At 55.2% G+C, this 24082-nt stretch carries 28 protein-coding genes and 2 pseudogenes; 14 read left to right on the forward strand and 16 right to left on the reverse strand.

What is annotated here, in order from left to right; all coding sequences use genetic code 11:
* Positions 1-244 precede the first annotated feature (244 nt).
* On the forward strand, positions 245-892 hold the full coding sequence (locus ACP7CJ_RS21625) for a hypothetical protein (RefSeq protein ID WP_276195613.1): 648 nt from the start codon (positions 245-247) through the stop codon (positions 890-892).
* Between the two features lie 56 nt (positions 893-948).
* Here ACP7CJ_RS21625 and ACP7CJ_RS21630 read toward each other — a convergent pair whose 3' ends face one another.
* From ACP7CJ_RS21630 to ACP7CJ_RS21640, 3 genes and pseudogenes are all read right to left on the reverse strand, one after another.
* Entirely contained in the window at positions 949-2496 is a 1548-nt protein-coding gene (locus tag ACP7CJ_RS21630) for a SulP family inorganic anion transporter (protein WP_426101941.1), read from the reverse strand.
* Positions 2497-2581: 85 nt separating this feature from the next.
* Entirely contained in the window at positions 2582-3313 is a 732-nt protein-coding gene (locus tag ACP7CJ_RS21635) for a carbonic anhydrase (RefSeq protein ID WP_247400246.1), read from the reverse strand.
* Positions 3314-3539: 226 nt separating this feature from the next.
* Positions 3540-4376 (reverse strand): annotated as a pseudogene (locus ACP7CJ_RS21640) (PA0069 family radical SAM protein); the annotation flags it as partial.
* Positions 4377-4415: 39 nt separating this feature from the next.
* On the opposite strand from ACP7CJ_RS21640, the gene ACP7CJ_RS21645 reads away from it, so the two are divergent.
* The 5 genes from ACP7CJ_RS21645 (at position 4416) to ACP7CJ_RS21665 (ending at position 10237) form a co-directional block, all read left to right on the forward strand.
* The gene (locus ACP7CJ_RS21645) at positions 4416-6197 is read left to right on the forward strand and encodes a recombinase family protein (protein WP_426101939.1); all 1782 of its coding nucleotides are present in this window, start codon (positions 4416-4418) and stop codon (positions 6195-6197) included.
* Between the two features lie 645 nt (positions 6198-6842).
* Entirely contained in the window at positions 6843-7688 is an 846-nt protein-coding gene (locus ACP7CJ_RS21650; RefSeq protein WP_426101937.1) for a hypothetical protein, read from the forward strand.
* Positions 7689-7973: 285 nt separating this feature from the next.
* Positions 7974-8213: a hypothetical protein gene (locus ACP7CJ_RS21655; RefSeq protein ID WP_426101935.1), complete on the forward strand. Its 240-nt coding sequence runs from the start codon at positions 7974-7976 to the stop codon at positions 8211-8213.
* Positions 8214-8517: 304 nt separating this feature from the next.
* Entirely contained in the window at positions 8518-9534 is a 1017-nt protein-coding gene (locus tag ACP7CJ_RS21660; RefSeq protein ID WP_426101933.1) for a hypothetical protein, read from the forward strand.
* 280 nt (positions 9535-9814) lie between these two features.
* Positions 9815-10237, forward strand: a complete 423-nt coding sequence (locus ACP7CJ_RS21665) for a hypothetical protein (protein ID WP_426101931.1) — start codon at positions 9815-9817, stop codon at positions 10235-10237.
* Positions 10238-10294: 57 nt separating this feature from the next.
* Here the strand turns inward: ACP7CJ_RS21665 and ACP7CJ_RS21670 are convergent, their stop codons facing one another.
* From ACP7CJ_RS21670 to ACP7CJ_RS21680, 3 genes are all read right to left on the reverse strand, one after another.
* Positions 10295-10501, reverse strand: a complete 207-nt coding sequence (locus ACP7CJ_RS21670; RefSeq protein WP_426101929.1) for an ECs_2282 family putative zinc-binding protein — start codon at positions 10499-10501, stop codon at positions 10295-10297.
* A gap of 114 nt (positions 10502-10615) precedes the next feature.
* Complete coding sequence (locus ACP7CJ_RS21675) at positions 10616-11539, reverse strand: hypothetical protein (RefSeq protein ID WP_426101927.1); 924 nt, start codon at positions 11537-11539, stop codon at positions 10616-10618.
* Between the two features lies 1 nt (position 11540).
* Positions 11541-11741: a hypothetical protein gene (locus tag ACP7CJ_RS21680; protein ID WP_426101925.1), complete on the reverse strand. Its 201-nt coding sequence runs from the start codon at positions 11739-11741 to the stop codon at positions 11541-11543.
* A gap of 76 nt (positions 11742-11817) precedes the next feature.
* Between ACP7CJ_RS21680 and ACP7CJ_RS21685 the strand changes: the two genes are divergently transcribed.
* Together ACP7CJ_RS21685 and ACP7CJ_RS21690 are read left to right on the forward strand one after the other, a co-directional pair.
* Entirely contained in the window at positions 11818-12036 is a 219-nt protein-coding gene (locus ACP7CJ_RS21685) for a helix-turn-helix domain-containing protein (RefSeq protein WP_426101923.1), read from the forward strand.
* A 177-nt stretch (positions 12037-12213) separates the two neighbouring features.
* Entirely contained in the window at positions 12214-12840 is a 627-nt protein-coding gene (locus ACP7CJ_RS21690; RefSeq protein WP_426101921.1) for a recombinase family protein, read from the forward strand.
* A gap of 216 nt (positions 12841-13056) precedes the next feature.
* Here ACP7CJ_RS21690 and ACP7CJ_RS21695 read toward each other — a convergent pair whose 3' ends face one another.
* Together ACP7CJ_RS21695 and ACP7CJ_RS21700 are read right to left on the reverse strand one after the other, a co-directional pair.
* A complete protein-coding gene (locus ACP7CJ_RS21695) occupies positions 13057-13371 on the reverse strand; it encodes a hypothetical protein (protein ID WP_426101919.1) in 315 nt (104 codons plus the stop codon).
* Between the two features lie 142 nt (positions 13372-13513).
* Positions 13514-13750 (reverse strand): annotated as a pseudogene (locus ACP7CJ_RS21700) (PA0069 family radical SAM protein); the annotation flags it as partial.
* A gap of 208 nt (positions 13751-13958) precedes the next feature.
* Here ACP7CJ_RS21700 and ACP7CJ_RS21705 point away from each other — a divergent pair.
* Positions 13959-14648 carry a tyrosine-protein phosphatase gene (locus tag ACP7CJ_RS21705; RefSeq protein WP_276195610.1) on the forward strand — a complete coding sequence of 230 codons (690 nt, stop codon included), beginning with the start codon at positions 13959-13961 and terminating at the stop codon, positions 14646-14648.
* A gap of 7 nt (positions 14649-14655) precedes the next feature.
* Here ACP7CJ_RS21705 and ACP7CJ_RS21710 read toward each other — a convergent pair whose 3' ends face one another.
* Together ACP7CJ_RS21710 and prlC are read right to left on the reverse strand one after the other, a co-directional pair.
* Entirely contained in the window at positions 14656-14928 is a 273-nt protein-coding gene (locus ACP7CJ_RS21710) for a YheV family putative zinc ribbon protein (protein WP_247400240.1), read from the reverse strand.
* The gene (prlC, locus tag ACP7CJ_RS21715; RefSeq protein WP_426120571.1) at positions 14925-16976 is read right to left on the reverse strand and encodes an oligopeptidase A; all 2052 of its coding nucleotides are present in this window, start codon (positions 16974-16976) and stop codon (positions 14925-14927) included. The genes ACP7CJ_RS21710 and prlC overlap by 4 nt, the downstream gene beginning before the upstream one ends.
* Before the next feature lie 102 nt (positions 16977-17078).
* Here prlC and ACP7CJ_RS21720 point away from each other — a divergent pair, with 102 nt between their 5' ends.
* Positions 17079-17621, forward strand: a complete 543-nt coding sequence (locus ACP7CJ_RS21720) for a gamma carbonic anhydrase family protein (protein ID WP_247400236.1) — start codon at positions 17079-17081, stop codon at positions 17619-17621.
* Positions 17618-18277, forward strand: a complete 660-nt coding sequence (locus tag ACP7CJ_RS21725; RefSeq protein WP_426101915.1) for an HAD family hydrolase — start codon at positions 17618-17620, stop codon at positions 18275-18277. Before ACP7CJ_RS21720 ends, ACP7CJ_RS21725 begins: the two co-directional genes overlap by 4 nt.
* Before the next feature lie 86 nt (positions 18278-18363).
* On the opposite strand, the gene ACP7CJ_RS21730 is transcribed toward ACP7CJ_RS21725, so the two are convergent.
* Complete coding sequence (locus ACP7CJ_RS21730) at positions 18364-19407, reverse strand: aminopeptidase (RefSeq protein ID WP_426101913.1); 1044 nt, start codon at positions 19405-19407, stop codon at positions 18364-18366.
* Positions 19408-19518: 111 nt separating this feature from the next.
* Between ACP7CJ_RS21730 and ACP7CJ_RS21735 the strand changes: the two genes are divergently transcribed.
* Positions 19519-19941 (forward strand): hypothetical protein, encoded by a 423-nt coding sequence (locus ACP7CJ_RS21735; protein WP_426101911.1) that lies wholly within the window; start codon positions 19519-19521, stop codon positions 19939-19941.
* Here ACP7CJ_RS21735 and ACP7CJ_RS21740 read toward each other — a convergent pair whose 3' ends face one another.
* Together ACP7CJ_RS21740 and ACP7CJ_RS21745 are read right to left on the reverse strand one after the other, a co-directional pair.
* Complete coding sequence (locus tag ACP7CJ_RS21740) at positions 19942-20181, reverse strand: DUF1161 domain-containing protein (protein WP_426101909.1); 240 nt, start codon at positions 20179-20181, stop codon at positions 19942-19944.
* A gap of 206 nt (positions 20182-20387) precedes the next feature.
* On the reverse strand, positions 20388-20819 hold the full coding sequence (locus ACP7CJ_RS21745) for an OsmC family protein (protein WP_247400226.1): 432 nt from the start codon (positions 20817-20819) through the stop codon (positions 20388-20390).
* Between the two features lie 216 nt (positions 20820-21035).
* On the opposite strand from ACP7CJ_RS21745, the gene ACP7CJ_RS21750 reads away from it, so the two are divergent.
* The gene (locus ACP7CJ_RS21750) at positions 21036-22037 is read left to right on the forward strand and encodes an LLM class flavin-dependent oxidoreductase (protein ID WP_276195604.1); all 1002 of its coding nucleotides are present in this window, start codon (positions 21036-21038) and stop codon (positions 22035-22037) included.
* 61 nt (positions 22038-22098) lie between these two features.
* On the opposite strand, the gene ACP7CJ_RS21755 is transcribed toward ACP7CJ_RS21750, so the two are convergent.
* Complete coding sequence (locus tag ACP7CJ_RS21755; protein WP_276195603.1) at positions 22099-22323, reverse strand: DUF1161 domain-containing protein; 225 nt, start codon at positions 22321-22323, stop codon at positions 22099-22101.
* A gap of 115 nt (positions 22324-22438) precedes the next feature.
* Positions 22439-22654: a dodecin gene (locus ACP7CJ_RS21760; protein ID WP_276195602.1), complete on the reverse strand. Its 216-nt coding sequence runs from the start codon at positions 22652-22654 to the stop codon at positions 22439-22441.
* A 156-nt stretch (positions 22655-22810) separates the two neighbouring features.
* Between ACP7CJ_RS21760 and ACP7CJ_RS21765 the strand changes: the two genes are divergently transcribed.
* On the forward strand, positions 22811-23137 hold the full coding sequence (locus tag ACP7CJ_RS21765) for a DUF883 family protein (protein ID WP_247408555.1): 327 nt from the start codon (positions 22811-22813) through the stop codon (positions 23135-23137).
* Positions 23138-23145: 8 nt separating this feature from the next.
* Here the strand turns inward: ACP7CJ_RS21765 and ACP7CJ_RS21770 are convergent, their stop codons facing one another.
* A complete protein-coding gene (locus ACP7CJ_RS21770; RefSeq protein WP_276195601.1) occupies positions 23146-24042 on the reverse strand; it encodes a LysR family transcriptional regulator in 897 nt (298 codons plus the stop codon).
* Between the last annotated feature and the right edge of the window lie 40 nt (positions 24043-24082).

Genomic DNA, 24082 nt, shown 5'->3' on the forward strand with positions numbered 1-24082 from the left:
TCGCGTACAAAACCGAGTATAGACAGCACCTGCAACCCCGCAATGTGCGGGGGCAAATGAGCTAAAACAGACGGACGGAGCCCATAAAGTCGGGGACGGAATCGTTTATCCGACGAACGATGGCAATTCGATATAACCGCGGTGCATAACCATGAAATAATTATGACAAATGCGTCTTAGACGCTCGTATAAACGAACTACCTTGTCCTTTCCCTTTTCCTACGCCTGCTTCACTGGAGCTTTCATGAACACCGCCGCATTGCGCGAGCAGATTTCCCTTGCCCATCAACACGAAGCCAGCACTGGCCAACTGGCCCAGCAACTCGAGAAACAATTGCCGCACCTGCATCCGGCCATCACCCTGGCGGAAGGGGATCGCAACATCGTCATGACCCGCTTTGTCACTGCCTACGTCGACCTCGTCCCGGACCTACTGGACGCCGCCAACGACGTAGCCCGCGAGGCCGGCATCGAAAGCCAGGTTAAGCCGGTACTGAAGATCGCCGAGCAATTTTTCCTGCAACCGCCAGCGATTCTGGCGGGGCATATTGGCCTCGACGGCCTGCTGGACGAGGCCTACCTGGCCCATCGTCTGGTTGAAGAGGTCAATGACCTGTATATCAAGCATTTCGGCCAACCGTTGATTCCGGCGGATACGACCGTGGCCAACCTGATTGCCCATCAACTGATCGGCGAGACATTTGCCAACCAGTTGGACGAAGCCGTCCACCATGCGGTGGATGAAATGCTCGACGAAGACAGCTTTGCGCTGGAATCGGTCGAGGCGTATCGCGAGCAGCTCAAAAGCGTTGCAACGGAAGCGGCATGGAAGCGCTGGCCGTGCCTGTCACGCAAGCTGGGCGTTGAGTTGGAGCTGGATCAGCCGGCCTGACGCTAAACAAATGTGGGAAGGGGCAAGCCCCCTCCCACATTTTTGCTCCGGTTCCGTCAGTTGGTAACCGGCGCCGAACCGATCCCCGTCGTCGTCCGCACCCGTCCTTCCAGCCGACGCTTCAACCCCCGCGCCTCAATCACCAGCTTCGCGCCCTTGGCCGCATTGGCCCGGCCCCACTCCTCCAGCAACTCCAGGCAAGAGTGGTCGATGTAACTCAAGTTACTCAGCGGTACATGCACGGTGGTTCCCGCAGGCACCGTCGACAGCACCTGGGTTAACGCCGGCACTTTCAGAAAGGTCGCCGCACCGCTCAAACGCAGCTCCATTTCGCCGATCTGAGGCAAATCGATCAGACTGATTTTCAGACGCGAAGCCTTGAACGCCAGTTTCAGCAACGTCAGCCCGAAGCCAACCAGCACGCCGGTCAGCAGGTCGGTAAAGACGATCGCCAGCGCCGTGGCCGCATAGGTAAACATCGGCATCCGCCCGTAGCGGCCCAAGGCCCGGAACGCCTTGACGTCCACCAGTTTGATCCCGGTGTACACCAGCACGCCCGCCAGACTCGCCACCGGAATGCTTTGCAACACGCTCGACAACAACAGCACGAACCCCAGCAGCCACACGCCATGGAACATCGCCGATAAGCGCGTGGTGGCCCCGGCTTGCACGTTGGCCGAGCTGCGCACGATCACGCCGGTCATCGGCAAGGCGCCGACCAGGCCGCAGAGCATGTTGCCGACACCTTGAGCGGACAATTCCTTATCGAAATCGGAACGCTGACCACTGTGCATACGGTCGACCGCTGCGGCGGAAAGCAGGGTTTCGGCACTGGCGATAAACGCCACGGCGAACGCGGCGATCAACAATTGAGGGTCGGCCAGGTTCAGCAGGTCACTGGGACGCAGCCAATCAATGGCGTCGGCGAGGTTTTCCGGAACCTCCACGCGCTTGACCTGCAACGCCAGCACCAGGCTGGTGACCGTTGCCAGGCCCACCCCCAACAAGGCGCCCGGCACAAACCGCAGCGGTTGCGGGCGGAACTTATCCCACAGGTACATCACGAGCATGGTCGACAAACCCAGCAAACCGGCCTGCCAACCAAGGCCGCCGCCCAGGGTAGGAATCGCCTCGGCCAGCGCGGCCGGGAAGTTCGCCAGGTTATCCAGCCCTGATGGCTTGGGCGCACCGTCGAGCATCACATGGACCTGCGACAGCACAATCAGCACGCCGATCCCCGCCAGCATGCCGTAGACCACCGCGGGCGCCGTGACACGGAACCAGCAACCCATACGCAAACGCCCGGCCACCAGTTGCAGGAAGCCGGCCAGCAGCAGGATCGGCCCGAGCATCAGCATGCCGTGCTGGCGCACCAGCTCAAACACCAATACCGCCAAACCCGCCGCCGGCCCGCTGACTTGCAGTGGCGAACCCGCCATCCAGCCCACCACCAGGCCACCGATAATCCCGGTGATCAGGCCCTTGGACGGCGGCATGCCGGACGCGATCGCGATCCCCATGCACAACGGCAGGGCGACCAGAAACACCACCACGGAAGCCAGCAGCTCCCGAGGTAATACAGCTTTTAATTGAGCAGCACGCATGATGACTCTCCCGAGGCATTCGCCGGGCGCGGCAAAGCCTGGCTGCATCCATGGCAGCCACCGCTTTACCCGGCAGGGAAGTGTGTTAGAAGCGCGCTTTAGGCGTCGCGGAGGGGATCGGCTCGGTGCCGTTCAGCGGTCGAAACGCCGCCTTTTCCGCATCGTAGGCGCGGATTTCACTGGTCTCGATGTCGTAGATCCAACCATGGATATACAAATGACCATTGGCCATGCGCGAGGCCACGGAAGGGTGGGTGCGCAAATGCTGCAACTGGGCGATGACGTTTTCTTCGGTCAGCATCTTCATGCTCTCGCCTTCATTGGCGCAATCGCAGTTGTCGTGAACCATGGTCTTGGCGACTTCGGCGTGACGCAGCCAGGCCTTGACCGTCGGCATCTTCTCCAGGCTCGCGGGGTTGAGCACCGCACGCATCGCGCCGCAGTCGGAGTGCCCGCACACAATGATGTGCTGCACGCCCAGGGCAAGGACCGCGTATTCGATGGCGGTGGAAACGCCGCCGTTCATCTGCCCGTAGGGTGGCACCACGTTGCCGACGTTACGGGTCACGAACAGGTCGCCGGGCGAGCTCTGGGTAATCAGCTCGGGCACGATGCGCGAGTCGGCGCAGGTAATGAACATCGCTCGCGGGTTCTGGGCCGTGGCGAGTTTCTTGAAGAGCTCTTCTTGCTGAGGGAAGACGTCGTGATGGAAATGCAAAAAGCCGTCAACGATGTGCTTTAGCGCTGCATCGGCGGACTCCGCCACTTGAGCGGCTGAAGCCGACGCAGCCAACGGCTGTTTATCCTTGTCACTCATGATGCATCCTCTTGATTAATGCAGGGAGGGTTCAGGTCAATTCGACGCCGGGCCGATGAAATAGTTTTGGAACGCCACAAAGCCGGGTTCCGACTCATCAGTCACTCGCTGGACAAAGTAGCCGTCGAAACTTAACTCAAACTGAATGAACCGCTCTAGATCGCGGGTTTCAGTGATATCAAAACGCGACTATTCCTACAGGGCCGGCGCATATTTGCTCGATAGTCTACAACAACGCCATCTGCCTGCCCGGTGGGCAGAACGCCGTGCAATCCAGGTTGAAGCCTTCCCGACCGTCGAGCCCCAGGCGCTTGATTGCCTTGCGAAAGCGCTGCGCCAATAGATCGGCAAACGGCCCCTCTCCGCGCATGCGCACGCCGAAGCGGCTGTCATACACCTCCCCGCCACGCACCTGGCGCACCAGGCTCATCACATGGGCGGCGCGCTGCGGGTAATGCGCGGCCAGCCACTCCTCGAACAGCGGCGCCACCTCCAGCGGCAGGCGCAGCATCATGTACGCCGCACTTTGCGCACCGGCCGCATGGGCTTCGGTGAGCAGGCTCTCCAGTTCGCTGTCGTTGATCATCGGGATCATCGGCGAGCACAGCACCCCCACCGGGATGCCAGCCTCGCGCATCACCCGGATCGCCCGCAATCGCGCCTTGGGCGCCGCCGTGCGTGGCTCCAGGATGCGCTTGAGCTCGTCGTCGAGGCTGGTGAGGCTGATCATCACCGCCACCAGCCGCTGGCGCGCCAGTTCGGTGAGCAGGTCGAGATCGCGCAGGATCAGCGAGCCCTTGGTGATGATGGTCACCGGGTGCCGATAGCGCAGCAGCACTTCGAGGGTCTGCCGGGTGATCGTGTACTCGCGCTCGATCGGCTGGTACGGATCGGTGTTGGACCCCAGGTTGATCGGCGCACACACGTAGCCGGGCTTGGACAGCTGCTGTTCCAGCACGTCGGCGGCGTTGGTCTTGGCGATCAGTTTGGTTTCGAAATCCAGCCCCGGCGACAGGTCCCAATAGGCATGACTGGGCCGCGCATAGCAGTAGATGCAGCCGTGCTAGATTATACGTACCGATAGGTTACTGAGTTTGCCACCGTGCCTCTATGCTTTCCATATGTTCGCTTTTCCAGCCAGAAACAGAAGGATGGTAACTCCGTCGTTCGCCAATCTGAGCGCATTGAATCCTTTGTCAGTAGGCACAACCTCACGGTTGATACCAGGCTTGAGGATCACGGTATCAGTAGCTTCCGTGGAGCTAATGCTAAAAAAGGTCAGCTTTCGGGATTTCTTCAGAAGGTGCGTGATGGGGAGATCCCACGCGGCAGCTACTTTCTAATTGAGAACTGGGATCGGCTTTCACGTCAGGTGCTCGATGCATCTATAGAGATATTTTCTGACCTGATCCGATCCGGTATCAAGATTGCCGTGTTGGACGAAGATACAGTTTATGACGATCTCACCAGCAACAGCTTCATCCGGGCCATTGTCCAGTTTGAAAGGGCTCACTCGGAAAGCTTACGCAAATCGGATATGTCGAAGGCGTCGTGGCGGGATAAACACAAAGCGATGGCTGAAGGCACGATAGCTACAGAGAAATGTCCCCAATGGCTGGTAGTGAAGGATGGGGCGTGGTGCAAGCTCGATTATATTTGCCTACACATTGAAACAATGTTCTCTCTCGCTCAGACCTATGGAGTGGCAGAAACAGGGAGACGCCTCAACGCTCAATTTGGCACCAGCTATAAGACTCACCAGATTCAATACCTGTTACGCAACCGGCGTCTGCTAGGCGAGCACTCCCCGGTGGAGCGGAGCAAGGAGGACGGTAAAAATGTCCCCACCGGGCAAGTGGTGGAACATTACTACCCTCAGGTAATCCCTCCAGCTACGTTTGAAGAAGTACAGACAATTCTCAAGAGTAGAAAGCCGTTCTCAGGCAGGCAGGATGCAACCAATCTCAATATTTTCCGCAACCTTCTAGTCTGTGCGGAATGCGGCGGCAGCACACGGTTCATGCTCAGGAGCGGTAAGGAATTTTACTACTGCACTGCATCAATGACTGGTGGCTGTGTTGACGATCAGATTAGGTCGATTCGGGGGGAATACCTTCGCCGTGTACTATTTAAATTTGAGCATTGGACTGCAATCCGCGACTATATCGCTGCTGGGTCAGATGTGCTGAAGGCTCTGAAGAAAGAAGAAACCGTAGCCCTTGCAAAACTGACCAGATTGGAAACCAAGGCAGACGGCTTGAGGAATAAATACGCTGCTGAAGATGACGAGGACAAAGCTGAAACCTACGTCAGCCTGCTTACTGACACCCGCAATGCAATTACCACCGCTAAAACTGATATTGATCGTATCAAGCAAGAGCTTGCCAGCCTGGATGGGGCATTTGCTCTGACAGACAGCAATGCCGACTCCTTTGAATCAATGCTGACATCTGATAGTGAACAAGCCCGCACAGACCGACAGCGGCTGAACAGATACCTGCGGGGAATATTCCTAAAGCTTGAGCTTCACTTCCCCACACGCAAGCTAGAGACACAGCCAATCCCCGCTTTGGCGAACAGAATCAGCCCGGTTGTGGCCTACATCGAGCAGCCGAAAGATAATCGTACAGGCGACGACTACGGCCATCACACATGGATCAGCAAGGATCAGCAGACGCTGATAATTAAGAGGATCAAAGCACGCCTGCGCAGGGCCGGCATTCCCTCGCCAACCTTTGAGCTAGTGAAACCAATCTACGACGACGTTGCTCTTTCCCTCCTTCCTAAGAGGAAGCCTCAGTGCAAGAATCGTCCAAAGCTGGCTGACCTTCCAGAAGAATTAAAAGATGTAGTTTGGAAGGCTCCAGACCTATTCCTAAAGTAAAAGGCTGTCCCACGAGCTTTGAGGCGGAGAGAATCCGGTATCTATGCGGTATTTTAGGGTATTCCAGCGACGATCTCTGAAAAGAGCTACTCGTGTAGCCCCTGATACCTACACCTCGACTAGATGCAAGAAAAGCTCGTAGCAGGACTGATGCCACGATACTTATTAGTCACTGAAAGAGAGTCTGGGCCTTGTGGGAATTCGTTGTCCCCAAGATCGTGTGTTGAAGAACGCGTAATACGCGGGTTTACAGTAGTGCCTCCAGCTTTTCGAATTTGAGGATCATCTAAATGCTAAGCAAATGGCTTCCCCTCTCCATTTTAACTTGACAGCATCCAGAACTAGTGTAAACTCAGTGTCGCAGGTTTTTTTAAACATCGCTCAGGCAAATGGTGATCACTCGAAAGAAGACAGATATTTACTCAACGACGAAACATCTTCGTTAATGTCACGCTCTCGATTCTCTAAATGCCGCCCAGTGCGGTTTTTTAATGCCTGAAAATTGGTTGACCACCACTGACGGTTATCGCAAGACCATGAGTAAAGCTTATGACTATTGCAAAAATGCAAAAACTAACAAAAGGCACGGTTATGTAAACAGCTGAATTTTTTTAGATTCCTCCCTGCGGAGATAGCTGAGAGCACATGCCGACCTTGTCGGTTTTTTTACGCCCAGAAATCAGCGGAGGAAATATTAAAATGAATGAGTTACAAGAACAGGCTCGACTTCTAAAGCAGCAAGGCTATACCAACCCACAGATTGTTACTGCACTGCCAGGCATCAAGCTTGACTGGCTGAAACGTAATCTTCCTAACGTAGCTAAGGTAAGCAATGAGGCTGCTGACGAGGCAATATGCATGAAGGTTGCAGGTAGCTCCTACAAGGAAATTGTGCAGGCCCTGTCAGGCACAGGAATTACAGAATACTGGTGCAAAATTAATCTTAAAGATGTACAAAAAAATAAAGCTGAAGCTGATCTAATTCAGTCAATTATTCAGGAAGCTACGAAGCCTGAAGGAGTGACAAACTACGCCCTAAAAGGACTGGTGCTGAATTCAAGTAAAGCTGATAAGGCCACTGACTTCAAATACATTTCATCACTCAAAAGCAAAGCCAAGCGACTTGATGAAAAATGTCTATTTCGACCTTCATGGCTGGCACCCAACCAAGCCTTGGCGAGTAGGGATTCAATGTACGACAAAGCGAACATTGCCTTTGAAAGATTGCAGGAGTTGGCGTTGGAGCATGCAATTCAGTTTGGTGTCACCCAACAGTCCGCCTTGATGGAAATTGTAAACCTGTCCAATTCATGGCTGTACGACGAGTCTATTGAACGACGACTTGAAAGGCACAATACCGCAATAGAGGTGCTAACCCGCCAAGTGGTGCAGATTGAAAGCGCAGAGATCATACCACACGGATCACTCTGCGTCAGTTGGTTAGAGCAAGATGGCGGTGCTGATAGATTTTACGATACGCACTGCATCTAAAAGTGGTACCTGCACTTTTCACCAAAAATACCCATTAGTACTTATGGAGAGAAAAGTGCAATTAGCACTACTACAACAAAAAACAAATCATAATAGGAAAGGAGGGCTGTAAAATGAAATAACTAATACGGCTGTATCAAAAAAAGTAAAAATGTTCACGTAAACCAAAGACCCAATAAGCACTGAATGAATTCAGGGCCTCATGCTGTCAGCATACAAAGGGCGTTGTAGGTTTAAGAGGAACGCAATATGACAAATTAATTTATGATGATAAAGGTATATGAAATGAAAAACCTAACACTGAACGTATATACATACGAAGTAACCCCGCCACATAAAACAACTATCTCATTGCCAGATTACTTGTTCGAACTCTTCGCAATCAGTAAAGGTGGAGCCGCACCAGCTCTAGATTGGATTCAAGACGAGCTAGAGCATAATCCAAAGAAGTACGAAGTAGATACGAGTCAGCAAGTACGTAAAACAATTACCTTATTGCTTACGATTCCATCACTTGCCGCATAAAACTTAAGCTTAGCAAAGAGAGGGGTTCGCCCCTCCTTTTTATGCACTAAACCGAGATCAATTTTTAATTTACCACGTAAAGAGTATAAGTTATGATTTGTTTTACTGATTCATCCTAAAGCTCAACACCCCTGTGGATTGTTTGAGGGGCTTACGGCAAAGCGGTTGAGGACGAACGGCTGGCCCACTGAACAGCAGGTTGTAAAATGTTACAAAGCACAGATTCTGCTATGCTAATCATTGAGCGAAATTTCACACTACAAGAGCTCTGATATAACACCGAATGTAATGATGGGGGATGAAGATGGCCAAGTTTAAACCTGAAGTACTGGGGGTCTTCGGTGAGGATATTGCAATCCGATATCTACAGAGCAAAGGGTTCGAATTAGTTTCTTTCGGAGGGGATAGAAAGTCTGGAGCCTCTGAACTAATGAAGAGCATACCTTCGGTAAATGGATATTGGATCGGCTCATCGAGAGTCGACTTGGCTACGCTCCAATTCTCCAATGACAATGTTTGGGTAAGTGGTACGGTACCATCTTGGGCTGACCTGACAGATGACGACATTGCACTGCTTGCATCAGTTTGTAAGAATACTTCGAAGTGCGATATGCGTGACGACAGTGCCAAGAGGTGTCCATGTGGAAGTGGAGTTGGGTTGTTCAGCCAAGACAATCTTGAGAGAGTATTCCCGAAAGGAGTTTCTGTCTTATATAAGGACGGCGTAAAGCAAAGAAGAAGTGCGATGCACTTTGCCTACGAGTGTTCAAATCGGTTCTCCGAGTTGATTGCCTCGGATCATCGAGGGGATGTACTTCCGTTAGGAGGCTTCATGCGGGATAACCAACTCATTTCCGGTTACATCAGGAAGCTGTGGGAGAAGTATGCAGCAACGGACTTAAGACTCCCCTACAGCGGTGCTGATATTAGAAATGCGGGTATGACAACTCCTGAAGCTGAGGCGATGAAGAACGCCAATCGAGCACGGTTAGCTGCGTTTCCTGCGGGTCATCCGGGCAGGTTTGACTATATAGCAAAAGATGACACGGGGCTTGTTGCCGTCGAGGTTAAGGTAAACACATCAAAGATGTCGTACTGGCAGGAGCTTCGTTTCATGCTGCTGAATAAACTGGGGCACAGAACAATGCTTGTTAACGTCAAGGGCACACACGAAAGTCTTGAAAGGAGTTATTTGAATACCGATTTTGGTGGAGTGACGGTTGAGGTTAGCAATAATCCAGCAGTAGCAGCTAAGGAGCTAGATGGGTACTCGTTCCTAGAGGTTATGGAGACTGTCCCGCGTAACTGGATATACTTCTGAGGGAAAGCAGATCGGTCCCTTCTTTTGTGGCGGGCTACAGCCTCACATATGCTCATACAATATTGATTGCTCTATGAGTCACAATGAGGCAGTCAAAAGTTTACTTTCTGCCGCACAAGTAGGACACTGAAATCGCTATTTATCGTCTTTTTTGATGGCCTTCATTTCTGTTGTAGGCCTTTAAATACAGGTGGTACAGCCTGTCTCAAGGTTCGAAGTGGTGTGAGTTTTTCTAGGTTCTAGTATAGGAAGAGATGTCCGATAAAAAAGGAGTATTACTTTGAGTGAAACCAGCATAGATAAGACAAGAAGAAGGCTTTGTTCTCTGTTCGATCTTTACGATTTCAAATACCAATATTCTTTCTTTTTTCCAGATGGGATAGAGCCTGATTATTTCCTTGAGCAATATTCAAAAATCAAAAGATCACTAGGGAGGAAGTACAGTCAACCAATTTTGTTGAAAGTAAATCTAAGCGCAAAGAGAGAGTTGCACGCCTACATCACTATGTATGCTGAACAGCCGCTTGAGGAGTTTAAAACATTCATGGAGTCCAGATTTCCTGGGGTGGCAAAGAGCAGGGTGTTAACATCAGAAAAAATTGAGTCTACTTTGCGCACAATAAATAATCAAAAGCCGCACAATCTAAACAGCTACTTTAAAAAAAATAAGGTTAATCGATACTCGATGCTTAATGGTGTTTGATTTGTGAAAAAATGCGTCTAAATAAAAGGCGCATTTTTGAGAGGTTCGTCTGTTTTCTTATTTCTTGCTATATCTTTTTGAAAGAAGATCCCCTAGCTTTTTACCTACATCGTCTTTTAGTTTTTCTATGTCCCTATTGGTTACTTTTTGCCCGCATCTCCTGCAGGGGGAATCAATAAAACCTTCTAAGTCTGTAATCTCACACTGAAGCTCGAATTCCTCAGAGCCACAAGCCACACACTTTAATCTAATATCTAATTCCATTTATCGCCTCCGGATGCATGTGTGATGTATCGTTATTCCTAATGGTTGCCTTAAAATAAATAGAGCTTTAGTCACTTTGTTCAAGTCTGTGGGTTGCCTGGGGAGGTGGTTTTCTTAGATTTTTGGAAGAATGAACGTGCACCAAAGTCTCTTCTTGCCTACGTTTCTTCCAGGCTCCCACAGCACCTCACCGCTAATATCTGTTGGAATTCGATATACAATTTTGGTAGGCATAGTGACGAGCGGATTTATGGACTTGAAATAGATGCCATAGCCGCGCTGCATGACGCTTTCAGTCGTATCATATCGAAGCTCTCGTCCATCGCTGGTTTGAATGATCAGACTTCCTTCGCTTGGCAGGCGACCTTCAGTGTCGAGATTTTTAAATCTTGCATCGATTACAACGAATTGTGAGCCATCCCAACGCTCAGGCTCTGAGTGAGGGTTCGAAGTTCCTACAGATGCGCCCACCTTGCAGCTTTCACGCCTAATCTGAAAATTTCCGAATTTAGCATCTTCAACTGATGTCAAAGCATTTACGAACTTCTCAATCATCTCTACTTGAGAAGTGTCAGAAGATTTATACAATGATTGAAGTGAGCAGATAGACCCTGTTCCAGTAAATTTTTTGTATTCTGATGCTTTGCTCAAGTACTTCTGCATCTGTCCCCTGTTGAGCGACTCTTGATAACTGAGATAGCCACGAAGGTAGTCAACTTGTGCGACTTCTAATTTTTTCTTTACGGTGTCTAACTTAGTAATGAACGGGGTATCACCAAAGCTATTTCTCATATCTGCAATGATGGAGTCTTTGCCTAGCAGATAACGCAATGACGATGACATTGCTAGGTGAACGCTCAGATTGTTTATAGCCTTTTTATCTTCAGCGGTGGCTGACGATGGCAGGTAGCTGAGATACGATAAACATGCTTCGTCTGACAAGGGTGTGAATTTTGTATCACTTGCCTCTGTCTCATAGCTTCCAAGCAAAGCCAAAGAGGCAATTGTGTAAGCTTGGAGCTTGTTAGCGAACCGCATCTTATAGCCCCTTAGCGGCAGTAACCTTTCTAATCTCATCGTATATTCCGCTCAGAACGAGCCAGAAGCCTGCAATCACTGATCCTGCGACAAACCCACCCAGCCCACCTAAAGCGCCATAAACTGAGTATCCAGCGAAAGCTATGACCGCGATGGCTAGGTAGCACAGGTAGTCATTGAGCCTAATAATTCCATCCTTCATTCCCGCCCTTCCTTTTATGTGTCGATGTCACGATTAGTGTGTTCACGATTAGAGCACATCAGCACACGATGCGTGAATGCCTTCACCCTCCCTACGTCACCGCTTTGGCCATCGAATTCGTGAGCTTCGTCTTGCTACCGGCATGACTCAAGAAGCCTTTGCGGATAGGTGCGGGTTCGCCCGGACGTACATGAGTCGTATAGAAACCGGTGGGGCCAATCCCAGCTTAGACGCGATCAAGGTTCTTGCTGACGCCTTGAAGGTTGATCTATCGGTCTTGTTTACCGATATCTAAGTCCACGCCTTTACCTCGCTCGATTCAACTCAAATCAGTATCAAAGGACTCTAGTACTCCGGTAGTTCGTAGACCGTCTGTCGCCACCCCAAATTGGCTATCAATAAACTATTCCATAGAGACTAACGATAGTTTATCATTGAGCTATCAAATAGAGACTCTAAAGGATAGCCAGCCATGAACGCCCACCTCTACCTGCGAGCCAGTACCAAGGATCAAGATGCCAATCGTGCAAAAGCTTTGCTTGAAGCGTTCGCGGCAGAAAAGGGGTTGGTCATCGTTGGCATTTATTCAGAGAACATCAGTGGCACCAAACTCAACCGACCTGAACTGCTTGCCTTGCTCGATAATGCCGAGAGTGGAGACGTGCTGTTGGTTGAGTCTGTAGACCGCCTCAGTCGCCTGTCACATGTTGACTGGGACATTCTCAAGGCCACGATCAAAGCAAAAGGGTTGCGTCTGGTAATCGCTGACCTTCCAACAAGCTGGCAAATGGCTACAGATGGTATTGCTGGTGAAGTGATGCGGGTTATTAATGACATGCTCATCGACCTGATGGCTACGATGGCACGACTGGATCAAGACAAACGTGTTGAACGTATAAAGCAAGGATTGGAGAACAAGAAGATTGATGAACCTGAGTGGAAGCCAGCAGGCAAATCCAAGAATGCGGACTTGTGGGCGAAGGTACAAACACTGATGGTCAAGCATCCGACCATGTCAGCCGAACAGGTATCCAAGCTTGCTGACTGTGGTGTTGCCACCGTCTACCGCATCAAGCGTGAGATGAACGCCGCCCAGTGACGACCGCCGAAGCATAAGGTAGAACCCTCTAGAACCGTCTTCTGTGGGCGGTTTCAGGCCCTCTGAGGCGTCCTAGCCCTACTTCCCTCTCCGAGTCAGGGGTAGCCAGTGAGCCACCCCAACGAGCATATTTTAAATTTAACCTTCCTCCACCGCTCATGCTCCAGCTACCTTGCTTGAAAGCACTGAGCCTTCGCTGGTTTAGCAGCGTTTTTCCTACTTCTTCAACCACGCTTTAAACGTGTAGAAAGCCTTCCCGCTGGGTGAAAGGAAGTTGGCAGCGTAGTCGTTCTCCTGGAACACCCTCACCTTCATTCCCGAGCTGATACGGCATTTACCGTCACTGACCATCTTGTTTGCACCGTCCTCGTCCCCGTCTTGAGCAAAGGCCCCGAATTCGTCTAGCGACTTTTGGCTACCGCAGTATATGTATTCCTTTTTCAACGTGGCGTTGTATTCCACGTTGCCCCACTGTGCCAAAGCGATTCCTGAGAAAACAAGCATCCCAACCGCGACAATATTCCGAATCATTCCCTACTCCATATTTCCCACTGTGGCCGCTTGCCACTACGAAGGTATAGCAGTCGAATTTCTAGGGGTGGGAGTAATTTCTGCTTAGTGAATCAATTGCCTCACAGGTATATGCAGGTTCTGTATCGGTTCGAATCACTTACCATAGCCAGCCATGCTCACACCCGCGATAAGGATTGATCGAGCGATCGAACGGCAAGTCCGGCGAGTTGTTGCGCGTGATGATGGTCTTGGCCGTTTCGATACGCACTTCGGTGCCCTGGGTCGGCGGCACTTCCTGATACCAGCCGTCGTCCTCGGCCACGCTGACGGTGGGCGCGAAACGATTGTGCAGGTTGGTCGCCGTGCCCCGGCCACGGGGCGGCAGAGGTGCAGACATGAAAATGCCCCTATACTGTTTTTATATACAGTATAGGGGCGCAAGCGGGAAGACCAGTGCCGTTTGGCGGTCAATGCTTTTGCGTCGCCTGCCCCAGGACGTCGCCCGACAGCGATTCACGATTCTTTGACGCGCCCCTCACACCCCATTGACCCCGCATGACCGACTCTGGACATCACCCACCAACCCACTATCGGTTACGTCGCCCATGTTCAAGCATCAATGGCTACCGGCCCTCAGCCTCGCGTTCCTGGCACTGTTCACCAGCGCGCACGCCTGGGCAGACGACACCGCATCCCTTCGCTCATCCGAATGGGCGCAGCCGGTTGGCAATCAATACAACCTGCACCAGATGACGCCCACGCTCTATCGCAGCGCGCTGCCAGACAGCAACGCGGTACCTCTGCTGGAAAAACTCAAGATCGGCACCGTAATCAACTTTCTGCCAGAGTCCGACAGCGATTGGCTGAAAACTCCTGATATCCGACAGGTCCAGTTGGTTTATCGCACCAACCATGTCGATGACGCTGACGTGCTCGCCGCGCTGAGGGCGATTCGCGAGGCCGAAGCCAACGGTGCAGTGCTGATGCACTGCAAACACGGCACAGACCGCACCGGCCTGATGGCGGCGATGTATCGCGTGGTGGTTCAGGGTTGGAGCAAGGAAGAGGCGTTGAACGAAATGACCTTGGGCGGCTTCGGCAGCAGCAAGGGCCTCAAGGACGGTGTTCGCTACATGATGAAGGCCGATATCGACAAGTTGCGCACAGCCTTGGCGAATGGCGATTGCAGCACCAGCGAGTTTGCCCTGTGCTCAATGAAAAGTTGGTTCAACACGGCTGGTACCACCAGCCCTGTTGAACCCACCAAAGACCCCAGAGCGCTGATTACGCCCTGACAGGATCTCAGTCTTTCTTCAGCTTCGGGTTAGGAAAGAACTGCACCGACTGCACCTTCGGGTCCGGCGCTTTGAGCGCCGAGGTATTGACCCGCGTACCCAGCTCCTTGGGCACCGACAAGCCCTGATCATTCAGCGTGTCGGTATAACCGCAGGCCACGCATTCGCGATGCGGCACGTTGTCCTCGGTCCACATCTTCAACTTGTCCGGCTCGCTGCACGCCGGGCAAACAGCCCCGGCAATAAACTGCTTTTTGGTAATCACTGGCACGTCACTCATGCTGCTGCGTCCTCACTCAGGCCGCTGTGGCGCAAGAGTGCGTCAATGGACGGCGCACGCCCGCGGAAATCGACAAACAACACCATCGGCGCCTGGGAACCGCCACGGGCCAGGATCGCCTCGCGGAAAGCACGTCCGGTTTCGGCATTGAGCACGCCGTCTTCTTCGAACTTGGAGAAAGCATCGGCGGACAGCACTTCAGCCCACTTGTAGCTGTAATAACCCGCAGCGTAACCACCGGCGAAGATATGCGCGAAGCTGTTGGGGAAGCGGTTGTAGGCCGGCGGACGCATCACCGACACCTCGTCGCGCACGCCCTCGAGTACCTGCGCCACACTGCGGCCGTCACCATGGGTGGCATGCAACTCAAAGTCGAACAGCGAAAACTCCAACTGGCGCACCATCATCAGGCCGGACTGGAAGTTTTTCGCCGCGAGCATTTTTTCCAGCAGGTCCTGGGGCAGCGGCTCGCCGGTTTCGTAGTGGCCGGAGATCAGCGCCAGGCCTTCCGGCTCCCAGCACCAGTTCTCCATGAACTGGCTCGGCAACTCCACCGCATCCCAGGCCACGCCGTTGATGCCGGACACGCCGGCATGCTCGACACGGGTCAGCAGGTGATGCAGGCCGTGGCCGAATTCGTGGAACAGCGTCGTCACTTCGTCGTGGGTCAGCAGGGCAGGCTTGCCGCTGTCGGCCGGGGTGAAGTTGCACACCAAGTTGGCCACCGGGCTTTGCAACACACCTTCGACGGTGCGGCGACGGTCGCGGGCGCCGTCCATCCAGGCACCGCCACGCTTGTTGGCGCGGGCGTACAGGTCGAAGAAGAAACGGCCGACGTGCTGGCCGTTTTCCTTGATTTCGAACAGGCGCACGTCCGGGTGCCAGGTGTCGAAGCCTTTCTGCTCGGCGATCTCGATGCCGTACAGACGCTGCACGATGGCAAACAAGCCGCCGAGCACCTTGTCGATCGGGAAGTACGCGCGCAGGGCTTCCTGGGACACGCTGTAGCGCTGTTCACGCAGTTTTTCACCGTAGAAACCGCTGTCCCAGCTTTGCAGGTCGGCGCAGCCTTGTTCGGCGGCGTAGGCCTTGAGCTGTTGCAGGTCCTGGGCGGCAAACGGCTTGCTGCGCTTGGCCAGGTCGCGCAGGAAGCTCAGCACCTGGTCGCTGGAGTCGGCCATTTTGGTGGCCAGGCTCAATTCGGAGAAGGACGCATAGCCCAGCAGCCGGGCCAGTTCCTGACGCAGGTCGAGGATCTGTTGCATGATCGGGCCGTTATCGTTCTGACCGGCATTCGGGCCTTGGTCCGACGCACGGGTGCAATAGGCGGCGTAGATTTCTTCGCGCAGAGCGCGGTCCTGGGCGTAGGTCATCACCGCGTAGTAGCTGGGAAATTCCAGGGTGATCAACCAACCGTCGAGGTCTTTGGCCTGGGCGGCGGCGGCCATTTGTGCCTTGGCCGAGTCGGTCAGGCCGGCGAGGGTGGCTTCATCGGTAACGTGTTTGGTCCAGGCCTGGGTGGCGTCCAACAGTTGGTTGGAGAATTTGCTGCCCAGCTCGGAGAGTTTGCTTTGCACTTCGGCGTAGCGTTTTTGCTGCTCGGGCGGCAGATCGATACCCGACAAGCGGAAATCGCGCAGCGAATGTTCCAGGATGGTTTTTTGCGCCACATCGAAACCGGCAGCTTGCGGGCTGTTGGCCAAAGCCTCGAACGCCTGGAACAGTTCGCGGTTCTGGCCCATCTCGGTGGAGTAGGCGCTCAACGCCGGCAGGCAGCTTTCATACGCCTCACGCAACTCGGCGCTGTTGCACACGGCGTTGAGGTGGCTGACCGGGCTCCAGGCGGCGCCCAGACGATCATTCAGTTCATCCATGGCAAGGACCAGACCGGCCCATGTCGGATTTTTCCCCTGGCTTTGCAGGATGCCTTCGATGGCAAGCCGGTTGTCGGCGAGGATCTGTTCGATGGCCGGCTGTACGTGCTCGGCACGTATCGCCGAGAACGGCGGCAGGTCGTAGGGCTGCAGAAGAGGGTTGTTCGCGCTCACGGTTGGCACCTTGGCTGAAGAAACATGTAAGAACAAAGATGGGGCCATCTTAATTACAATCAACGTCCACCGCAGCTATCAGCAGAAGAGAGAGAGGCTATCGTGACCCTTCGCACCTATCAGAACCACACGCCAACCCTGGGCGCCGGGGCTTTTGTCGATATTTCGGCGGTGGTGATCGGCGATGTAGAAATCGGCGACGACAGCTCGGTTTGGCCGCTCACCGTGATCCGCGGCGACATGCACCGCATCCGCATCGGCGCGCGCACCAGCGTGCAGGACGGCTGCGTGCTGCACATTACCCATGCCGGGCCGTTCAATCCCGATGGTTTTCCACTGCTGATCGGCGACGATGTGACCATCGCCCACAAAGTCATGCTGCACGGCTGCACCGTGGGCAATCGCATCCTGATCGGCATGGGCAGCATCGTGATGGACGGCGCCGTGGTCGAAGACGAGGTGATCATCGGCGCCGGCAGCCTGGTGCCGCCGGGCAAGAAACTTGAAAGCGGCTTCTTGTACGTCGGCAGCCCGGTTAAACAGATCCGCGAACTGACTGACAAGGAACGCGCGTTTTTCACCTACAGCGCCGCGAACTACGTGAAGCTCAAAGACCTGCACCTGGCGCAAGGATTCGATCAATGACCCTGCACTATCCAACCGTACTGTTCGACCTGGACGGCACCCTGACCGACCCCCGCGAGGGCATCACCCGTTCGATCCAGTACGCCCTGGGCAAACTCGGTATCGACGAGCCCGACATCACCACACTCGAACACTTCATCGGCCCGCCGTTGCTGCAAGCCTTTATGCAGTTCTACGGCTTCGACGAAGCCAAGGCCTGGGAAGCGGTGAACTTCTACCGTGAACGCTTCAAGGTCATCGGTTTGTATGAAAACCGCGTGTTCGACGGGGTGATGCCGCTGCTAGAAGCCCTCAACAGCCAGGGTCGCCAGTTGTATGTAGCCACCTCCAAGCCGTGGGAATTTGCCCGCGAGATCGCCCGCCATTTCGATTTTGCCAAGCACTTCAAGGTGATCTACGGCAGCGAGCTGGACGGCACGCGCACCAACAAGGTCGAGCTGATTGCCCACTTGATGCGCGAAGAACGCCTGGACTTGGCCACCACCTTGATGATCGGCGACCGCAAGCACGACTTGATCGGGGCGCGCAGCAATGGGCTGGATTCGGCGGCGGTCGGGTATGGGTTCGGCAGTTTCGAAGAGTTGAATGCTGAAGCGCCGACCTGGCATTTCCAGACGTTGGCGCAGATGCATCAGGCGTTTTTGCAGCGGCCTTGAGGGCGCTATCGGGAGCAAGCCCCCTCCCACATTTGGCCTGCGTACACGGATCAAAATGTGGGAGGGGGCTTGCTCCCGATGAGGCCCTACCGGCCAGCACCTTCCAACTGCCTCAACGCCGCCTTACGCTGTGCCACCGGCAAATGGCCCATCCGCTCCACTGCCGCATAGAACTTCAGCCAATTCCCACCGTCCTGTCGGAACAACGCCGCAAACGCCGGCACCCACTGGTCATACAGCCCGAACGGTAGAAGCCGCGCATTGTTCATCGGCAGATTCACCCAGGCGTCATAACGTTTGTCGCCACCCCACTGACTGTCCCGCACCCGCCGGTATTCGCTGCGCAGGCGCTCGAATTCGGCCGCCTTGGCCCGCCGCATCGCATCGGCTGCCAAGGGCTGGGCGTAGAGTGTTTCCAGACGTTTGCGGGTATCGAGGACCAACCGGGTAAATTGGTCACGCTGCTGCAGCGCCGCGCTGCCGATCGGCGCCAGGCCCCGGGCGACGCGCCATTGGCGCGTGCCTTCCTGTTCGACGAAGGTGGCAAAGGACTCATTGAACTCGGTGTCGTCCTTCACGTAAAAGCGCTGGTGCGCCAGCTCGTGAAAAATCAACGTGGCCAGGCGCTCATCGCCCCAGCTCAGCATCGAACTCATGATCGGGTCATTGAACCAACCCAGGGTGGAATAGGCCTCGACGCCGCCAATCGACACATCCATGCCTTGCTGCTTGAGCAACGCGGCCTCACCCCGCGCCGCACCCTGGCTGTAATAGCCGCGATAGGCGACGCAGCCGGCGATGGGGAAGCAGTGATTTTGCGCCGCCAGGGAAAACTCCTGCGTGGCAAAAACATTCCAGACCACATATGGCCGGCCAATATCGGCGTACAGCCGGTAACTCTGGTTATCCGGCAAGTGCAGTTGCGCGCTGGCGAACGTGCGCGCCTTTTGCGCTTGCACCAAGTGATCACGTAACGGCTGCGGTCGCGCGCGGTCGGCAATCACCTTGGCCACCGGCTCCCTGGCCTGCAGCAACTGCCACTGGCCGCTGGCCAATTGGCCGTAATAACCGACGCTGGAACACCCGCTGAGCAGCACAACCCACAACCCTGGAAGAAAACGCCTGACCATGCCGCGACTGCTCCTTGGGTAATTGGCTCGCCAGCCTATCGTGACTGCCCGGCGTTTTTCCATGGCGTAGCGTGTTTATACTCAAACCTCTCCTTGTGTTGAGTGCCCGCCATGCGCCAGCTAGTGCTTCCCATCGCCGCCCTGTTGCTCAGCGCCTGTGCTTCGCCGCCCATCCCGCCGGTGGACCCGCAACAGGCCTGGGTCGATTTCGCCACCCCGACACCGGGGGCCAAGCTGGTGATGGCCCAACGTCTGGATGGGAAGAACCTCAACGACGGACGCTTCTTCCAGGTCCCGCCGGGCAGTCACGAGCTGATGGTGCGCTTTGATTTCGAAGTGCCGGCCGGCGGCAGCTTTGGCGGATTGGCACAAACCCAGGACCGGACCTGCTTCATGACCTTGCAGTACGACCACTTCGAGGCCGGCCAGCGTTATCGCCTGGAGGGGCGCTCGTTGGCCTACACACCGAGTATCCGGCTGTACAACGCCGCGCGTCAGTTATTGGCGCAAGAGCGCAGCGTGAACTGCATCTGATCAGTCGTTGTTCTTCTGGTAGATGATCGCCTTGGTACCGTTTTCGCAGGAACCGACAATCATCGCGCGGTCGTGGTTCTTGGCTTCTTCGGTAGTGATGACTTCCAGGGTGTAGGACGGAATCGCCTTGGCCTGGATTTTGATCTCGATCTCTTTCCTGAGCTCTTCGCAGTCTTTGGGTGCGGCCACGGCCGATGTGGCCAACACACCGCAGATGATCGCCAAAGCAAAACGTTTCATGTGTGAAGCTCCCTGAATGCATGCGCACGGGTGTGCGCCTAAGGCTGCATAGGCTATAGGACCACATCGGGGAAACACGAGTTCTGATTTAACGCACAACTAAATGTGGAAGGGGGATTGCCCCCGATAGCGGTATTCAGTCGGCTCATCCGATACTGACAGATCGCAATCGGGGGCAAGCCCCCTCCCACATTTTTAAGGCGGTGTCAGTTGACGAGTGTGGCGTCCAGGCTGATTTTCGCGTTCAGCACCTTCGACACCGGGCACCCTTCCTTGGCCTTTTTGCTCAGTTCTTCGAACTGCGCCTGGCTCGCGCCGGGAATCTTGGCCTTGAGCACCAGGTGTACAGCGGTGATCGCAAAACCACCGTCGACCTGGTCCAAAGTCACTTCGGCCTGGGTGTCGATGCTGTCAGCCTTGAGCCCGGCGTCGCCGAGAATCATGGAAAACGCCATGGAGAAACAGCCGGCGTGGGCCGCACCGATCAATTCTTCAGGGTTGGTGCCCTTGCCTCCCTCGAAACGGGCCTTGAAGCCGTAGGGCGCTTCGCGCAGCACGCCGGTTTCCGTGGAAATGGAACCCAGACCTGTCTTCAGATCACCTTCCCAATGCGCGGATGCTTTTTTCACGATACTCATAGCGGTCTCCTCGAACGGTGGTTTTGCTTCAGTAAGGGTTCTGAGGATAGAAGCTTTGCCAAAGTTCACTTGTAAGAAAAACCTAGCGCTAAGGTAGGAAATTTCTCGCGCGCTATTGAATCTCGGGTATATGCCCTCATTGCATAGAACATGCACATGAAGCGGCAGGTTTTGGTTCGTCTAAGAAGCCTGCGCCCTTATTGGAGAAGCAGGCTTATGAAATCGCTGTCCGACGTGAAGTTCTCGACCCTCGACCTGGTGCCCGTGCGGGCCAACGGCAGTCCCGCACAGTCGCTGCGCAATTCCCTGGACCTGGCCCAGCATGTGGAAAAGTTTGGCTACAACCGCTTCTGGGTAGCTGAACACCACAATATGGATGGCATCGCCAGCTCGGCCACCTCGGTATTACTCGGTTACCTGGCCGGCGGCACCTCGACCCTCCGCGTCGGTTCCGGCGGCGTGATGCTGCCCAACCATGCGCCGTTGGTGATCGCCGAACAATTCGGCACCCTGGAATGCCTGTACCCCGGCCGGATCGACCTGGGCCTGGGGCGTGCGCCCGGTTCCGATCAGATGACCGCCCGCGCCCTACGCCGCGAACGCTCCGGCAGCGCGGACGACTTCCCCGACGACGTGGCCGAACTGATGGCCTACCTCGGCCCGCGCACGCCCGACCAACGGGTGATCGCGGTTCCCGGCACCGGCACCAACGTCCCGGTGTGGCTGCTCGGTTCCAGCCTGTTCAGCGCACAACTGGCCGGTGAGCGCGGCTTGCCCTACGCCTTCGCCTCCCATTTCGCACCGCGCTTGATGCATGAGGCGATTCGCGTGTACCGCAATCACTTCAAGCCTTCGGCCGTTCTGGACAAGCCCTACGTGATGCTTGGCATTCCGTTGGTCGCGGCGGATACCGATGAACAGGCCGATTACCTGGCCACGTCGGTCTACCAACGCATCCTGGCGCTGATGCGCGGGCAGAGCCTGGTGCAGCGCCCACCAGTGAACAGCATGGACGGCCTGTGGCTGCCCCATGAAAAAGACGCCGTAGGCAGCTTCCTCGGCCTGGCGATGGTCGGCAGCCCGGCGAAGATCCGCGCCAAACTGGAGGTGCTGATCGAACAGACCGGCGCCGATGAGCTGATCTTTACCTGCGACCTGTACGAACACGCCGACCGGATTCATTCCTACGAACTGCTCGCGCAGTTGATGAAGGGCTAAACCTCGCAGGCGAAAAAAAACCGACGCACCTGCGTCGGTTTTTTATGTCTGCAACGCAGGATTAACCGCGCTTGTAGACAATTTCCTTGGTGCCGCCTTCGCAACTGCCAACTACCTTACCGTCGGCCGCAGCGCCTTTAGCCACCACTTGCAGCGAATAACCCGAAGCGCCCTTGGCGTCGATTTTCGCGGCAATTTCGCTTTTCAGCTCTTCACACGGCTTGCCCGCCGCCAGCACGGTGCCCGCCATGCTCAACAAACCTACCGCTAACAGGAACTTCTTCATCCGTCACTTTCCTTGCGCTGATCGAAACGAGCGTGCCGACGCAGGTCGCATCGGCCCCCATTGGTTGTAGCGCAGGTTATGGCAATCGGCCAGCCGGCAAGTTCAACCGTTTCGATCAACTACTGGCAATTCGGAACCCCACCTTCAACGTAACCTGGAAGTGCGCGGCCTTGCCGTCCTTGATATGGCCTCGGGTTTCGATCACCTCGAACCACTCCAAGTGCTTGATGCTTTTGCTGGCTTCGGCCAAGGCGTTGTTGATCGCCTCTTCGATGCTGGTGGCGGACGAGCCCACCAATTCGACTTTCTTGTAGGTGTGATGATCAGACATGGCGTTTCTCCTGAGGGTCGTCAATAAAGCCTAGCAGTGAAAGTTCATACTGCTTCTGGCGACCATTCCTATTCGAAAGTTCAGATTTACTGCACTTTCTGAAACGGCCGTAGTCGGTATCTACACACGCCACTCAATCATTTCAGGAGAGTCCACATGGCCAACACTTCTTTACGCAAAGCGTCGCTGGAAAGCATGGAAGCCGAGATTTCGAGCCTGCTCAAGTCCCTTGAGGACCTCAAGGACGATGCTTCCGATGAGTCGCGCAAGACCCTGAAGGCCCTGAAAAGCAATGCCGAGAACGCACTCAAGCATTCCCGTCACCTGATCAGCGACGCCTACGAAGAAAGCAAAGTAAAAATCCGCGAAACCGGTGTGGCGACCCGGGACTACGCACAAGAGCACCCATGGACCACAGCCGGCGTTGCCGTTGGCGCACTGGGCCTGCTGGCGGCTTACCTGCTGTGCAAACGCGGTAACTGATTTGCCGGCTATACCGGCTGGCGCAACAGCTCAGCCTTGAGCCATTGCGCCAGTTGCCGAGCGCGCCCATCTGCGGCGCGCTTGGGCAGCCACAACGCCAGGTGCGCCGGGGTTTGCGTGAAGCCCCACGGCGCCACCAGGCGACCGGCGCGCACGTCCTCCGCCACCAGCGGCTCCGGCGCGATCGCCACGCCCAGCCCTGCAACCGCCGCTTCCAGCAAGTAGTACAAATGCTCAAAACCCTGGCCGTGTTTCAACGCGCCGGGCTCGATCCCGTGTTGCTGCGCCCAACTGGGCCAGGCCTGCGGGCGTGACGTGGTGTGCAACAGCGCTTCGCCACACAGCGCCGCAGCCGGTGCGTCGCGCAAGCGCTCGTAACCGGCGAAACGCGGGCTCATGACCGGGCCGATACGCTCGCTGGCCAGCTCGTACACCTGCATATCCGCTGGCCACGGGGGTTCGGCGAACAGCAGCAGCGCGTCCAGACCGGGGCGGCGGGGGTCCAGGTCACCTTCGCCTGCCGACAGGTGCAGGCGCAGATCGGGCAGGTCGGCATTCAAGCGGCCCAGGCGCGGAATAAACCAGCGCGCCAGCAAACTGCCCGAACAGCCGAGGACGAACGGTGCATCGGCGCTGCTTTGGGTGATTTCTGCGCACACGTCGCGCAAGCGCTCGAACGCCTCGGTACTCGCATCGCGCAGACGCACGCCGGCATCTGTGAGTTTGAGGCCGCGTCCTTCCTTGACGAACAGGCTGACACCCAAATGTTCTTCCAGCACTTTAAGCTGGCGGCTCACAGCGCCATGGGTGACGTGCAACTGCTCAGCCGCCTGGCTCACGCTGTTGAGGCGCGCCGTGGCTTCGAATGCGCGTAGGGCGTTAAGGGGCGGAAGGTCTCGGCTCATCTGTGAGTTTTCCTGACAGGTTACGGCGATCTTATCGGTT

It is taken from the genome of Pseudomonas sp. PSPC3-2 (assembly GCF_049897085.1).
Lineage (GTDB): Bacteria > Pseudomonadota > Gammaproteobacteria > Pseudomonadales > Pseudomonadaceae > Aquipseudomonas > Aquipseudomonas paraveronii.